Source organism: Paenibacillus sp. OAE614, from assembly GCF_040546645.1.
Lineage (GTDB): Bacteria > Bacillota > Bacilli > Paenibacillales > Paenibacillaceae > Paenibacillus_AQ > Paenibacillus_AQ favisporus.
This window is the reverse complement of sequence record NZ_JBEPOD010000001.1, coordinates 1,793,729-1,807,729: the sequence shown is the minus strand read 5'-3', so window position 1 is coordinate 1,807,729 and position 14,001 is coordinate 1,793,729. Positions and strand designations below refer to the sequence as shown.

Genomic DNA, 14,001 nt, shown 5'->3' with positions numbered 1-14,001 from the left:
GCTTAAGCAATTTCCGCTTCGTCGTCTTCCAGCCGTACGGACACCAGCTTCGATACGCCGCCCTCTTCCATCGTAACCCCGTACAGGACGTCGGCTTCTTCCATCGTTCCCTTGCGGTGGGTCACGACGATAAACTGGGTCTGCTCGGAAAACTCACGGAGATACTGCGCGAACCGCGTCACGTTCGCTTCGTCGAGCGCGGCTTCGACCTCGTCCAGCACGCAGAACGGCACCGGCTTGACCTGCAAAATCGCAAACAGCAGCGCCATCGCTGTCAGCGCCCTTTCCCCGCCGGAGAGCAGCTGCAAGTTCTGCAGCTTTTTGCCCGGGGGCTGGGCCACGATGTCGATGCCGGTCTCAAGCAGTTGCTCCGGATCCAGCAGCACCAGATCCGCCCGGCCTCCGCCAAACAGCTTCACGAAGACGGTACCGAACTCGCGGCGGATGGCGTCAAAGGTATGCTTGAACCGCTTCGACATTTCGTCGTCCATCTCGCGGATGACCTCATAGAGCGTCGTCTTCGCTTCCACCAGGTCCTGCTTCTGCTCATTCAGGAATTCGTACCGCTCGTTGACCCGCTGGTATTCCTCGATCGCGCCGAGGTTGACGTCGCCCAGCGCGGTGATGCCCCGCTTGAGCTCGCGCACCTCGGTCTGGACCGCAGGCACGTCCTCCGGAATCGGATAGCGCTGCTTGGCCAGCTCGTAGCTCAGCTCGTAATCGTCGCTGAGCTTCTTCAGAATGTTCTCCAGCTCCACGTCAAGCCGGTTCACGCCGATTTCGGTCTGGCGCAGCTGATCCTCCACCGCCTTAAGGCGCGTCCGCTGCTCTTTCGTTTCGCTCTCTTCCAGCTCCAGCTTCTTCGACAGCTGCGTCCGGGCCGCCCGCTTGAAGTCCAGCTGCTCGGATGCCTGCTCCTTCTTGAGCCGGTACCGGTTCAAATCTTCGATCTGCTGGATGGATTCCTTCGCGTTCGTCTCCAGATCCGCCTCGATCGAAGCGAGCAGCGTCTTCGTCTGGCGCAGCTCTTTATCATGCGAATTGAATTCGCTCTGCATTCGTTTTAACTGCTCTTCCAAGGAGAAGCATTCCTGATCCAGCTTGCCTTCCCTGACTTTAAGCTGGGTAAGCTGGCTCTGCAGCTCCTCCTTCGCCGATTCGCTCGCCTTGCGGGCAAATTCGGCAGCTTGGATGGCTTGATGCGTCGCCTTCTCTTCTTCCTCAAGCTCGGCCAGCTTCTTAACAGCATTCGCCCGGGCTTCCTCAAGCTCCTTGTTCTCCTCGTTAAAGCCGGTCTTCTCCTGATCGGCCACTTCCACCTGTTCCAGCACATGCCGCAGCTCATGCTCCAGCTGCTTCAGGTCGCTGGACAAGCGCTGCTCCTCGATCCGCTTCTCGTCGCCGGACTGGCGCAGCTCGTCCAGTTTGGCCTGCGTTTCGGTCAGCTGAACCTTGACCTCCTGAATGCTCTGGCGGAGCTTGCGCAGCTGAACCTCCGTATCGTTGATCTCCTGATCGAGCTGGTCCAGCTGGCGCTTGCGGCCGAGCAGGCTGCTGTTCTTCTTATGCTGGCTGCCGCCTGTCATCGAACCGCCGGCATTGACGACGTCGCCTTCCAGCGTGACGACCCGGTAGCGGTATTGGCATCTGGCGGCAATCCGGTTCGCCACTTCCAGGCTTTCCGCGATGATAACGTTGCCGAGCAGGCTGCCGACGACCGGTGCATACCGGCCGTCGAACTGCACCAGGTCGGCCCCGATGCCGACAAAGCCTTCCACGCCTTCCACCATCGAGCGGTCACCCGCCGAAATGTTGCGGGGCCGGATGACGTCGAGCGGCAGGAAGGTCGCGCGGCCGAGCTGCCGCTGCTTCAGGAAGGAGATCGCCTGGCGCGAGACCGCTTCATTATCCATGACGATATGCTGAAGGGATGCGCCGAGCGCGGTTTCCATCGCCAGCTCCAGCTTCTCTGGCACGCGGATCAGCTCGGCCACCGCCCCGTGCACGCCGGACAGGATAGAGCGCCGGGACGCTTTCAGCACTTCCTTGACGCCCAGCATAAAGCCGTCAAAATCATCGGCCATCTCTTTCATCGTATCCCGGCGGGATACCTGAGCTTCGCGCTTCTGCTCCCATTTGCGGAGCGTGCCCTGGCTCTCGTCCAGAAGCCGCTGCAGCGATTGATACCGCTCGCTCTCGCTTATGTACCCGCCGCGCAGCTCGCGGATTTCCCCGCCCAGCTTCCCGATGGCCGAATCCAGCTGCTGCTTACGCTTCAGCAGCTCCTCCTTCTGGGTTTCCCACTTGCCGGTTTCCTCCGCGGCACGGTTCATCCGGCGGGAGAGCGCCTCCTGCTGCTGATCCGCATAGCGGATCTCGTTGCGGGTCTGCGCCATCTGGTTCATCAGCTCCAGCAGCGTACCCTTTAACGTTTCTTCCTGCTGCTGGCTGATGCCTCCAGTCACGCCGGCCAGCTTCGATTCTTCGGCCGACAGCTGATCCCGAAGCGCCTTCAGCTCGTCCTGCGAAGCTTCTAGCTTGGACTTCAGCAGGTCGATTTCCGCTTTGCGGTCTTCGAATCTCTCGTCCCCTGCCGTCAGCGACCCGGCCAGCTGCTCCCGGTTCGCTTCCAGGTTCCGCTTGCGTTCGCGGAGCACCTCCGCATAGCCTTCGCTTTTCTCATAAGCTTCGCTGTACTGAAGCAGATCACCCTGCAGCGTCTCCACTTCTTCCTCCAGCTTGCGGAGCTGGGCGCGGTCGCTCTCGAGCTTGGCGTCATGCGCCGACACGACGGTGGACAGCTGAAGCTGTTCTTCCTGCAGCACGGCGAGCTTGGCATTCGCTTCGCTCCAGGCAGCATGAATCTGCTCGATCTGGTACACGTAGAGCGAAATTTCCTTATGCTTCAGCTGCTCCCGCAGCTGTTTATAGTGGATCGCCTTCTCGGACTGCTCCTTCAGCGGGCCGATCTGATCCTCCAGCTCAACGACCAGGTCGTGGATCCGAACCAGATTCTGCTCGGTCTCATCCAGCTTGCGGACGGCGTCCTTTTTGCGGGATTTATATTTAACGATACCCGATGCCTCTTCAAAAATACCTCTGCGGTCTTCGGAACGGGTGCTCAAAATCTCCTCGATCCGGCCCTGACCGATAATGGAATATGCCTCTTTGCCGATGCCTGTGTCCATGAACAGCTCCGTGATGTCCTTCAGGCGGCAGGACTGCTTGTTGATAAAATATTCGCTGTCTCCGCTGCGGTGCACACGGCGCGTCACAGTCACCTCGTTGAAATCGAGGGACAGGGCATGATCCTCATTATCCAGGGTCAGCGACACCTCGCCGAAATTGACGGCTTTGCGCGCATCGCTTCCCGCAAAGATAATATCCTCCATCTTGCCCCCGCGCAGCGACTTGGCACTCTGTTCCCCGAGCACCCAGCGGATGCCGTCGGAAATGTTGCTCTTGCCGCTGCCGTTGGGACCGACGACAGCCGTAATTCCGCGGACAAATTCCATTTCCGTTTTGTCGGCAAACGATTTGAAACCGGCTAATTCGATCCGTTTTAAAAACATATTCCCTCAATCACCTCTAAACCTAATAATACCACAACATTGCAGCTTGCGAGGACAAGCATATTCCCAATGAATAAAGAGCAAAAAGCAGTCTGAAGGCTCTTCCTGCCATCCATCCGAAAGGCGACTGCTCTTTGCTCTTTGTTTGTCCATGCTTTACAGGGAGCCGTTACCGGCCAGCTTCAGCTGCTTCAGCGCTTCGGCCGCAGCCTGCTGCTCCGCCTCTTTCTTCGAGCGGCCCGATCCTCTTCCCACACGCTCATTCCCCATATACACCTCGGAGACAAACTCGCGTTCATGCGCCGGACCGCGTTCCTCCACAATCCGGTACTCCAGAACGCCCATGTTATGGTGCTGCGTCAGCTCCTGCAGCTCTGTCTTGAAATCGCTCATGTGCACTTTGCCGCCCTCTTCCAGCAGCGGGAACACGTAGCGGTCCAGAAACGCCCGCGCCGCTTCCAGGCCTTGGTCAAGGTAGAGCGCTCCTACAAACGATTCAAACACATCCGCAAGCAGGGCCGGGCGGGTTCTCCCGCCGGTCAGCTCTTCACCTTTTCCCAGCAGAACGTACTGCCCGAACTCCAGCTGCTCGGCAAATTTCACCAGCGACGGTTCACAGACGATCGCCGCACGCAGCTTGGTCAGCTCTCCTTCGGGCCGGTTCGGAAACAGGTTGTACAAATACTCGGAAACCGTCAGCTCCAGCACGGCGTCGCCCAGAAATTCCAGGCGCTCGTTATCCTGCTGCTGGCTGAAACGGTGCTCATTGACGTAGGAAGCGTGGGTAAAAGCCTGCTTCAACAGCAGCCGATTGTGAAATTGGATTTGAAGTTTCTGTTGTAACTGCTTCAGATCTCCACTCAACAAATCGTCCCCTTACTGCTCGAATTTCTTCAGGATTACAGTGGCGTTGTGGCCGCCGAATCCAAAAGAGTTAGACATGACAACGTCCAAATCAGCCTTTCGTGCAACGTTCGGAACATAATCCAGATCGCATTCCGGATCCGGGTTGTCCAAGTTAATGGTTGGCGCCAGCATCTGGTTCTGCAGCGACAGGCCGCAAATGACCGCTTCAACGCCGCCAGCGGCTCCCAGCAGGTGACCCGTCATCGATTTCGTCGAGCTGACCGCAACCTTGTACGCATGGTCTCCCAGCGCCTTCTTGATCGCGATCGTCTCGGAACGGTCTCCAACCGGCGTCGACGTGCCATGCGCGTTGATGTAGTCCACGTCCTCCGGCTGAATGCCCGCATCGCGCATCGCCATAGACATGCAGCGCGCCGGTCCGTCCGGATCGGGCTCGGTCATGTGGTGAGCGTCGCCGCTCAGCCCATAGCCGATCACTTCGGCGATAATGTTGGCCCCGCGTTTTTGCGCGTGCTCCAGCGATTCCAGAACGAGAATCCCTGCACCTTCACCCATGACGAAACCGTCACGGCCGGTGTCAAACGGACGGCTCGCTTTCTCCGGTTCGTCATTGCGGGTGGACATGGCGCGCATAGCGCAAAAGCCGGCCATTCCCGTCGGCCGGATGGTCGCTTCAGCTCCGCCGCAGATCATTACGTCGGCATCGCCGCGCTGGATCAGCTTGTACGAGTCGCCGATAGCGTGCGATCCGGTCGCACATGCCGTCACAGGCGTCGTGTTCGGGCCTTTGGCGCCCAGCATGATCGACAATTGGCCGGAGGCCATGTTCGCAATCATCATAGGGATGAAGAACGGGCTTACCCGCTTCGGTCCCTTCTCCAGCAAAACGTTATGCTGGTCTTCCCATGTTCCGAGGCCGCCGATGCCGGAACCGATGGATACACCCACCCGGTTCGGATCGGAGTGCTTCTGAATATCCAGCCCGCTGTGCTCAAGGGCCGCTTTGCCGGCGACAACGGCAAACTGGACGAATCGGTCCATCTTGCGCGCATCCTTCCGGTCCATATACGCCTCGGGATTAAAGTCTTTCACCGAAGCGGCAATCTGTGTAGGGTAGTCGCTGACATCAAAGGATTCGATCTGAGACACACCGGATTTGCCTTCCATCAGGTTATTCCAGAAAGTGTCCAAATCGTGGCCCAGTGACGTAACAACACCCATCCCGGTAACAACCACTCTGTGCATCAATAAGTTCACCTCTATATAAACAGCATCTGCAAAATCAATTATCCTATTTGTAAAGCCGATTCACTTGGAAAATGAGGAGAAGTCCCGCCTGTAAGAGCAGTACGGGACTTATCAAATGACTTAGGTATGAGATTGTATGTAGTTTACAACTTCACCTACGGTCGTAATTTTCTCTGCATCTTCATCAGAGATTTCCAGATCGAATTCATCTTCCAATTCCATCACCAGTTCAACAACGTCGAGAGAATCAGCACCAAGATCATCTTTAAAAGATGCTTCCAGTGTAACCTCGGCTTCGTCAGCACCCAAGCGATCGACGACAATGCGTTTTACACGCTCCAATACATCGGACATCCGGTTCACCTCCTCTTTGGTATTATACGAGAAAAGTTTTCAAAATGCCATAGAGGCAATGAAAACGGTTATCTCGCTGTTTTTCCTAGATTTCCGGTATTACATGTACATACCGCCATCCACATGAAGCGTCTGCCCTGTCATGTAGGATGCCCCTTCCGTCGCTAGGAAAACCACGACTTTGGCAATTTCTTCAGGCTGTCCGAGGCGGGCGAGCGGAATGTCTTCCAGCATCTTCGCCCGGAGATCCTCAGGCAGCTCTCGTGTCATATCGGTATCAATAAAACCTGGTGCGACACAGTTAACGGTGATGCCACGCGAGGCGAGCTCACGCGCAGACGATTTGGTTAGGCCAATTACCCCCGCTTTGGCGGCGACGTAATTGGCCTGCCCGGCGTTGCCCAGAACGCCGACGACCGATGAAATGTTGATGATCCGGCCGTAGCGCTGCTTCATCATCGGACGGCTGACCGCCTTCAGGCAGTTGAACACGCCCTTCAGATTCGTTTCGATCACCTGATCGAATTCTTCCTCTTTCATGCGCATCAGCAAGTTATCCCGGGTAATCCCCGCATTGTTGACCAAAATATCGATTTTGCCCCACGCTGCAACGACCTCTTTAACGAGATCCTCGGCCTGTTCGCTTTTACCGACATTGCCTTGAACGGTGATCGCCTCCACGCCAAGCGCACGGATCTGCTCCGCGACCTCCTTGGCGGCGGCTTCGCTGCCTGAATAGTTGACGGCTACGTTAGCCCCGGCTTCGGCCAGCGCAAGCGCGATGCTGCGGCCGATCCCGCGGGAGCCGCCGGTAACGAGTGCAGTCTGTCCCTGTAAAGGCTTAGACATGCCCATTCCTCCTTTCCTAGAGTATACCCAAAGTTTCTTGCGTAATCATTGTTCAAGACTGGCCTTGAGCGTCTCCAGGCTGTCCAGGCTGCTTACGTTAATCAGCTTGACGGATTTATCCGTCTTTTTGATCAAGCCGGTCAGCACGTTTCCGGGACCGATCTCGACAAACGTATCCACCCCTTGGGAGATGAGATAGATCACCGTATCCTCCCACAGCACGGGGGAGTAAACCTGCTCCACCAGCAACCCGCGGATTTCTTCCGCAGACGCGGCCGGACGGGCCGTCACATTCGCAACCACAGGAATGGCCGGTTCGTTAAAGCTAAGAGACTGCAGCTTCCCGCCCAGCTTCTCGGCAGCCGATTTCATCAGCGAGGAATGGAAAGGTCCGCTTACCTCAAGCGGGATCGCTCTTTTTCCTCCGGCTTCTTTCACGCGCTCGCCCACAAGGGCGACGCCCTCCTTCGAGCCGGAGACGACGATCTGCCCCGGGCAGTTCAGGTTGGCCAGCTCCACGAGATGTCCTTCGGCCGTGATGCTGCGGCACAGCTCGGCCAGCGCTTCGCGTTCGGCACCGAGCACGGCGGCCATGGCCCCTTGTCCGCCCGGAACCGCCTGCTCCATAAATTCGCCGCGCGCCCGGACCGTTCCTACCGCATCCTCAAAGCTCAGCACGCCGGAAGCCACTAGGGCGCTGTATTCGCCCAGGCTGTGTCCGGCGACAAAGTCAGGAGTAACGCCTTGTTCGCGAACCGCCTCGAACGCCGCAACGCTGGCCGTCAGGAGCGCAGGCTGCGTATTGAAGGTCTTCTTCAGCTCACTGTCCGGACCTTTAAAAATCATATTCGTCATAGGGAATCCCAGCACCTCGTCCGCACTTTCGAAAATGCGGCGGGAAGCGGGAACCGCATCATAGAAATCTTTACCCATTCCGACGGATTGGGCCCCTTGTCCGGGAAACACAAACGCAACTTTCCCCATTGCTCAGGCTCCTCTCGTATACTTCTTGATGCAAAGCTTCTATTGTATTGCTTGACTAAGCCAATTCACTTCTTATGCTATCGATTGATCATTCACATAAGATGAATCATATGATTACCAGATCAGCACGGATGCGCCCCAGGTCAATCCTCCGCCGAAGCCGACCATCAGCACGCAGTCGCCTTCCTTCATCCGGCCTTCCTCCGCCGCTTCCACCAGCGCAAGCGGAATGGAAGCCGCCGACGTATTGGCGTACTTATCTACGTTGATGACGCATTTATCCGGCGAAAGGTCCAGACGCTCCATGGCGGACTGAATGATACGGATGTTCGCCTGGTGCGGCACGAACAGGTCGATATCGGCCTTCGTTTTGCCGGCCTTGCGCAGGACGTCTTCCGTTGCCGTATTCATGACGCGGACCGCAAATTTGAACACTTCGCGCCCGTTCATATAAATGTAGTGCTTCTTGCCTTCGAGCGTCTCCTGGGACGCCGGCAGTCTGGAACCGCCAGCTTCCAGTTTCAGCAGCGTACCGCCGGCCCCTTCGGCTCCGAGGTCAAAGGACTGAAATCCCCGGCCTTCGGGAACTTCGCCCAGGATGACGGCTCCCGCGCCGTCACCGAACAGCACGCAGGTGTTGCGGTCGGTATAATCCGTTATCCGCGACAGCGTGTCGGCGCCGATGACCAGAGCGTTGTTGTACATGCCGGTCTTGATAAAATTGCTCGCCGTCGCGAGGCCGTAGACGAAGCCGGAGCAGGCAGCGGACAGGTCGAACGCGGCGGCTTGCTTGGCGCCGAGCTTGTCCTGCAGAATGCACGCCGTTGACGGAAAGAACGTATCCGGGGTGATGGTTGCGACAACGATCAGGTCCAGCTCTTCAGCCGACATCCCGGCGGACTCCAGCGCCTTCAGGGCCGCTTCATAACACAGGTCCGAAGTCGCTTGTTCCGGAGAAGCGATATGCCGCTCGCGGATCCCGGTGCGGGAGACGATCCATTCGTCGTTCGTCTCCACCATCTTTTCCAGATCGCTGTTGGTTAATATTTTCTCAGGAACATACTTGCCTGTGCCGATGATGCCTACTGAACGTAATTTTTCCATTCTCTTGTCACTCACTTCCCGCTGATTTCCTTGGATATACTCTCAACCAGTTGATTCTGCAGTGCAACACGGGCCTGCCGGACCGCGTTCTTGATGGCGTTGCCGTCCGCCGAGCCGTGACTCTTGACGACAAGTCCGCTCAGGCCGAGCAGAGGGGCGCCCCCGTGCTCCTTGTAGTCCAGCTTGCCTTTCAAATTACGCAGCTGAGGCATAAGCAGGGCGGCCCCAAGCTTGCTGCGCATATTCTGGGTGAACTGCTCCTTCAGCAGCTTGAACATCGCGCCGGCCGTTCCTTCCACAGCCTTCAGCAAGATATTGCCGGCAAATCCGTCGCACACGAGGACGTCGCAGCTCCCGAGCATAATATCCCGGGCTTCCACGTTGCCGATGAAGTTGATCGGAAGCTCCTGCAGCAGCGGGAACGCCAGCTTGGTGAGCTCGTTCCCCTTCCCTGGCTCGGTGCCCACGTTCAGCAGGCCGACCCGTGGATTCTTCACGCCCATCACCTTCTCGCGATAAAGGCTGCCCATCAGCGCATACTGCGCCAAATGCTCGGGCTTTGCGTCCATATTCGCGCCCAGATCCAGGGCCAGCACGCCGGCTTCGTCAAGCGTCGGGATCATAGGGGCCAGAGCCGGACGCTCAATCCCTTCCATCCGTCCGACAACCAGCAATCCGGTCGTCATCAGCGCTCCCGTGTTGCCTGCCGAAATCATGGCTTCCGCCTGCTTCTCCTTCAGCATCCGTCCCGCCACGACCATGGAAGCATCCTTCTTGCGCCGGACGGCCTTGACCGGTTCATCCTCGGCTTCGATCACTTCACCCGCATGATGGACCGTCAGATTGGAGGGAACCGTCCCTCCGCCTTGCTTCAGGAGCGGCAGCAACCGCTGCTCGTCCCCGACCAGAACGATCTGCGTATCTTTCCATTCGGCGGCGGCAGCCAAAGCTCCTTCCACGTTGCACTCCGGCGCATGGTCACCGCCCATGGCATCAATGGCGATCCGCATACTGTACTCCTCCTTCGCTGTTATCCTCGCCCGTCGATCTGTATATCAGAAAGTTCCCCTGGAACACCATTTCCTCGCCAACATACGTGAACACCTCAACCTTGGCCTTACCCTTCTGGCCGGCCATAGACCGGACATAAGCTTTGGCGATGCACTTCTCTCCCAGATGAACCTGCCGCAGAAACCGGATGTCTGCCGATGCGGTCAAGGCAATCTCGTCGTTAATGAGAGCAACTGCCAGCGAGTTGGCCTGGGCGAACACATAATGTCCGCGGGCGATATGGTTTCGGGTGAACACATGCTCTTCCCGTATTTCAAAAATGGAAATGCCGCTCTTATCCAGCTGCAGATCCACGACATCCCCGACAACCTCATCAAGCTGCAAGGAGCGAACTTGATCATAGGAGTGCTCTGCCATCTGCTTCATTCGTTCCCGCAGTTCCGGGATGCCTAGTTCCATCCGGTCAAGCCGGATCGTCTGAATGCTGACCTTCAGCTCCCGCGTCAGTTCGCGGTCGGTCACAAACGGATTTTGTTCGATAATCTTCAAAAGCTGCTGATGCCGCTGCTTCTTGGGCAACCGTTCGATGTGAGGCACCTCCCTGTCATGTCTTGTCCGTCCATGAAATGTGGAACACAAACAGTCTATGAAGTTCGTGAATAGAATTCACAGGAAAAAAGAATCAATCCGGACAGTTTTCATTAGAACCTGGTACTAATGTAGTATAAAGCATGACGGGTTAAAAAGAAAGTGACAAAAAAAATAGCACCTCACCAAAGATGAAGTACTACTTGATTGTTTTTGGCATTACTGCGAAATGATTTCTCTTGATTTATACGTTCCGCACACTTTGCATACGTGGTGAGCAAGCTTCAATTCTCCGCATTGTTCACATTTCACCATGCCCGGCACTGCCAGTTTAAAGTGAGTACGACGCTTGTCACGACGTGTCTTGGACGTTCTCCGTTGAGGTACTGCCATGTTCCCACCTCCTTATTTCAATCAACCGGGGTCCCGAAGGGCCCGGAGGAATGCATTCATGCTCATTTGAAAAAGTCTTTTAGCGCTGCAAGCCGTGGATCTACCACTTCATTATTACAGCCGCAGGCACCTTCGTTCAAGTCTCTTCCGCACGTAGGGCACAGGCCTTTGCAGGATTCCTTGCACACGACGGTCATCGGAAGATTCAGGATAAAGGATTCCTCCACGTAAGGGACGAGCTCCACAGTCTCGTTGTCCACATAAATGGTTTCATCTTCTTCGTCCTCGGCTTCCTCAGGCTGCTTCTTAAGCTTGAACTGCTCGTGGAATGGAATATCCAAATGCTCATGCACCGGTGTCAGACAGCGTGAACAGGACATGTCCAGCTGTACGGATAACTCGCCTTGAACATCCACTGTATCGGGACCGACATACGAGGCTGTAAGTTCCGCCGTGAGCGGCCCGTCGGCCTTGATGTCACCCAGTCCTTTAAGCAGCGGACTTACATCCACTTGCTGACGGAGCTGCAGCGGCTCGCTGCTGGCTGCCATTTTCCTGAATTGAAAGTGCATATACATCACTCCAAACAAACAAAAATTATTATACCGATTTCCGGGGAACTTTGTCAATAGTTTCACCTTGACCTTACGTTCCCCCTTATTGTGACTGGATGCCATTCGTTTTATGATATATTTTATAACAGCCGTTAACCACGGGTGCCCAAAATGAAACGATGGAGCTGAAGACCATGTCCGCAGTCGGCCTGATTGTCGAATATAATCCTTTACATAACGGCCACGTCCACCATTATACCAGAGCCAAGGAAGTGACGGGTGCCGAGCATGCCGTCGCGGTGCTGAGCGGGCCGTTCCTGCAGCGGGGCGAGCCGGGGATCGTCAGCAAATACGCCCGCGCTGAAATGGCGCTGGCCATGGGTGCTGACCTGGTAATCGAGCTGCCGGCCGCATATGCTGTTCAGCCCGCCGAATGGTTTGCCTATGGGGCCGTCGCGCTGCTGAACGCCACCGGTGTCGTCGACAGCGTCTGCTTCGGAACCGAAAGCGGGACGCTGGAAGTGCTGCAGCCGCTGGCCCGCATGCTGGCGCATGAAAGCGAAGAGCTTCAAGGCCATATCGCGCACTATTTGGGCCAGGGGATGAGCTACCCTTCCGCCTACGCGGCAGCCGCCGAAGCTCTGGCGGGAAGCGGAGGCTGGAAAGAGGATATTCTCCAGCTGCTCCACAAGCCGAACCATACGCTCGGCCTGCATTATTTGATCGCGCTCGAGCGCCTTGGCAACCGTATGCGCCCCTACACCATCCCGCGCATCCACGCGGGATATCACGATGAAGTGCCGGGGCATACGAATATAGCCAGCGCCACCGCGGTGCGCCGCATGCTGCTCGGCCCGGCCCCTGACGAGGCCGCTCCGTATGTGCCGGCCACGACGCTCGCCATTTTGAAGCGGGAATTTGCCGCCGGACGCGGGCCGATCACCTGGGAATCGTTCCGGCAGCCGCTTCTGCACCTGCTGCTCACCACGCCTCCCGAGCAGCTCGCGGCCCTGCACGAAGTGACGGAAGGGCTTGAGCATCGCCTGGGCAAGCTGCTGCCGGCCCTGACGGGAGCCGATGTGGCCGGCCTGCTCGCCGCCTTAAAGACAAAGCGCTATACCCATACGAAGCTGCAGCGGATGCTGGTGCATATTTTGCTTCGGCACTCGAAGGAGCAGCTCGCTCCTGCGCGTCTTGCGGAAGGCCCCGGCTATTTAAGGATCCTGGGATTCAACAAGACGGGACAGGCTCTGCTCAAGCAAATGAAAAAGACGGCCTCCCTACCGGTGGTAATGAAGCCGTCCGCCTTCTCCCATGACCAGCTGGACCTGGACCTCCGGGCGGCGGCGGCATATGCGAACGCGTACGACGCGCCGTCGCCGGACGATTGGTACCGCGACTATATGCAGCCGCCGGTCATGATTTAGCCTGCAGCTGGTTCATATAGTCCATCGCCTGCTCGAGGGTGCTGACCTGAACCAGCTTCATTTTCGTTTTAATCTGATCCGCTTTGGCTTTCGCCTCGTTATAGTTATCTTTCGGAACGAAGAAAATATCAGCATTCTCCCGGTCCGCCGCCACAATCTTATGCTGGACGCCTCCGATCGCCCCGACGGTACCGTTCTTGTCGATCGTGCCTGTGCCTGCGACCCGGTAGCCCTTGGTCAGATCCCCGGGCGTCAGCTGGTTGACGATTTCCATCGAGAACATAAGGCCGGCGGAAGGCCCTCCGATCCGCGTATCCTTGAACTGGACCTGATGGCCCGGATCCTTCGTCTTGACCGCCTGCATCGTCGCTATGGTGACCCCGAGGCCGGCCCGGGTGCTTCCCGTTTTCTGATCCTTGATCGGAATCAGCTTCAGCTTCTGCTCCAGCGTTTTGCCGCTCCGAAGCAGCTTGACGGTGACCTCATCGCCCACGTTCATCGGTTTCAGAATGTCGGCGAGCGCCGTATTGTCCGGGACCGGCTTGCCGTTGACTTCCTCAATGCGGTCTCCGGGCTTGAAGTATTTATTGTTCACCGAATCGTCCGGCGTCGAGAACACAAACAAATACTCAGGAACGATGCTGAACGGCACCTTGGCTTCCCGGTAAGCCGCCTCCATCGCGGAGGACTGGGAGTCGCTCATCATGTAGACCTGCTCCGCCGCATACTCATCCTCGCTCATATCCCCGAGTCTCGCCTGCTTCTTGGCTACCTCATCGTTCGGGTTGAACACCGACATGACGAGCATGGCGATATTGGCGTAACTTGCCGCCACCGTCGTCATCATGAAGGTTCCGCGCTCCTCCGTATCCCCTTTGGCAATCGACAGCATCGGCTTCACCTCGTTGGCGCTGCCCGGCTGATAAATAATGTATGGTGTCGGCATATATACGCACACATACACCATAACCGCCACCACGAAAATGTACAGCAGAAGGCGCAAGCCCTCTCTTCTGCGCGGCTGTCTCATATTGTTGCCATCTTTCATTC

13 protein-coding genes are annotated in these 14,001 nt (G+C 57.0%); 1 reads left to right on the top strand and 12 read right to left on the bottom strand.

Annotation, left to right across the window (positions count from 1 at the left end; translation table 11 throughout):
* Positions 1–2 precede the first annotated feature (2 nt).
* The 11 genes from smc to ABIE48_RS08610 all read right to left on the bottom strand — a co-directional run bounded on the left by smc (position 3) and on the right by ABIE48_RS08610 (position 11,542).
* Positions 3–3,572 carry a chromosome segregation protein SMC gene (gene smc, locus ABIE48_RS08660; RefSeq protein ID WP_192714763.1) on the bottom strand — a complete coding sequence of 1,190 codons (3,570 nt, stop codon included), beginning with the start codon at positions 3,570–3,572 and terminating at the stop codon, positions 3–5.
* Between the two features lie 156 nt (positions 3,573–3,728).
* On the bottom strand, positions 3,729–4,436 hold the full coding sequence (rnc, locus tag ABIE48_RS08655; protein WP_076168242.1) for a ribonuclease III: 708 nt from the start codon (positions 4,434–4,436) through the stop codon (positions 3,729–3,731).
* Positions 4,437–4,448: 12 nt separating this feature from the next.
* Positions 4,449–5,687, bottom strand: a complete 1,239-nt coding sequence (gene fabF, locus ABIE48_RS08650) for a beta-ketoacyl-ACP synthase II (protein WP_145023174.1) — start codon at positions 5,685–5,687, stop codon at positions 4,449–4,451.
* Positions 5,688–5,807: 120 nt separating this feature from the next.
* Positions 5,808–6,041, bottom strand: a complete 234-nt coding sequence (gene acpP / locus ABIE48_RS08645) for an acyl carrier protein (RefSeq protein ID WP_019638123.1) — start codon at positions 6,039–6,041, stop codon at positions 5,808–5,810.
* Positions 6,042–6,140: 99 nt separating this feature from the next.
* Positions 6,141–6,890 (bottom strand): 3-oxoacyl-[acyl-carrier-protein] reductase, encoded by a 750-nt coding sequence (gene fabG, locus ABIE48_RS08640; protein WP_076168247.1) that lies wholly within the window; start codon positions 6,888–6,890, stop codon positions 6,141–6,143.
* Positions 6,891–6,935: 45 nt separating this feature from the next.
* Positions 6,936–7,874 (bottom strand): ACP S-malonyltransferase, encoded by a 939-nt coding sequence (gene fabD, locus ABIE48_RS08635; RefSeq protein ID WP_192714764.1) that lies wholly within the window; start codon positions 7,872–7,874, stop codon positions 6,936–6,938.
* A 114-nt stretch (positions 7,875–7,988) separates the two neighbouring features.
* Positions 7,989–8,978, bottom strand: coding sequence for a beta-ketoacyl-ACP synthase III (locus ABIE48_RS08630; RefSeq protein ID WP_144025357.1), 990 nt, complete (start codon positions 8,976–8,978; stop codon positions 7,989–7,991).
* 11 nt (positions 8,979–8,989) lie between these two features.
* On the bottom strand, positions 8,990–9,988 hold the full coding sequence (plsX, locus tag ABIE48_RS08625; RefSeq protein ID WP_105443654.1) for a phosphate acyltransferase PlsX: 999 nt from the start codon (positions 9,986–9,988) through the stop codon (positions 8,990–8,992).
* Positions 9,972–10,568 (bottom strand): transcription factor FapR, encoded by a 597-nt coding sequence (gene fapR, locus ABIE48_RS08620; protein ID WP_076168257.1) that lies wholly within the window; start codon positions 10,566–10,568, stop codon positions 9,972–9,974. The genes plsX and fapR overlap by 17 nt, the downstream gene beginning before the upstream one ends.
* Positions 10,569–10,796: 228 nt before the next feature.
* The gene (gene rpmF, locus ABIE48_RS08615; RefSeq protein WP_036645943.1) at positions 10,797–10,970 is read right to left on the bottom strand and encodes a 50S ribosomal protein L32; all 174 of its coding nucleotides are present in this window, start codon (positions 10,968–10,970) and stop codon (positions 10,797–10,799) included.
* Between the two features lie 62 nt (positions 10,971–11,032).
* A complete protein-coding gene (locus ABIE48_RS08610; RefSeq protein ID WP_076168259.1) occupies positions 11,033–11,542 on the bottom strand; it encodes a YceD family protein in 510 nt (169 codons plus the stop codon).
* Positions 11,543–11,718: 176 nt separating this feature from the next.
* Between ABIE48_RS08610 and ABIE48_RS08605 the strand changes: the two genes are divergently transcribed.
* Complete coding sequence (locus ABIE48_RS08605) at positions 11,719–12,951, top strand: nucleotidyltransferase (RefSeq protein ID WP_192715336.1); 1,233 nt, start codon at positions 11,719–11,721, stop codon at positions 12,949–12,951.
* Here ABIE48_RS08605 and ABIE48_RS08600 read toward each other — a convergent pair.
* On the bottom strand, positions 12,941–13,999 hold the full coding sequence (locus ABIE48_RS08600; protein WP_354518705.1) for a SepM family pheromone-processing serine protease: 1,059 nt from the start codon (positions 13,997–13,999) through the stop codon (positions 12,941–12,943). The genes ABIE48_RS08605 and ABIE48_RS08600 overlap by 11 nt on opposite strands.
* Positions 14,000–14,001: the final 2 nt, after the last annotated feature.

What these genes read in the sequence shown, in the direction of transcription:
- smc (WP_192714763.1), bottom strand. Translation starts at nt 3,572, where the DNA reads ATGTTTTTAAAACGGATCGAATTAGCCGGTTTCAAATCGTTTGCCGAC.
- acpP (WP_019638123.1), bottom strand. Translation starts at nt 6,041, where the DNA reads ATGTCCGATGTATTGGAGCGTGTAAAACGCATTGTCGTCGATCGCTTG.
- fabG (WP_076168247.1), bottom strand. Translation starts at nt 6,890, where the DNA reads ATGTCTAAGCCTTTACAGGGACAGACTGCACTCGTTACCGGCGGCTCC.
- fabD (WP_192714764.1), bottom strand. Translation starts at nt 7,874, where the DNA reads ATGGGGAAAGTTGCGTTTGTGTTTCCCGGACAAGGGGCCCAATCCGTC.
- ABIE48_RS08630 (WP_144025357.1), bottom strand. Translation starts at nt 8,978, where the DNA reads ATGGAAAAATTACGTTCAGTAGGCATCATCGGCACAGGCAAGTATGTT.
- plsX (WP_105443654.1), bottom strand. Translation starts at nt 9,988, where the DNA reads ATGCGGATCGCCATTGATGCCATGGGCGGTGACCATGCGCCGGAGTGC.
- rpmF (WP_036645943.1), bottom strand. Translation starts at nt 10,970, where the DNA reads ATGGCAGTACCTCAACGGAGAACGTCCAAGACACGTCGTGACAAGCGT.
- ABIE48_RS08610 (WP_076168259.1), bottom strand. Translation starts at nt 11,542, where the DNA reads ATGCACTTTCAATTCAGGAAAATGGCAGCCAGCAGCGAGCCGCTGCAG.
- ABIE48_RS08605 (WP_192715336.1), top strand. Translation starts at nt 11,719, where the DNA reads ATGTCCGCAGTCGGCCTGATTGTCGAATATAATCCTTTACATAACGGC.
- ABIE48_RS08600 (WP_354518705.1), bottom strand. Translation starts at nt 13,999, where the DNA reads ATGAAAGATGGCAACAATATGAGACAGCCGCGCAGAAGAGAGGGCTTG.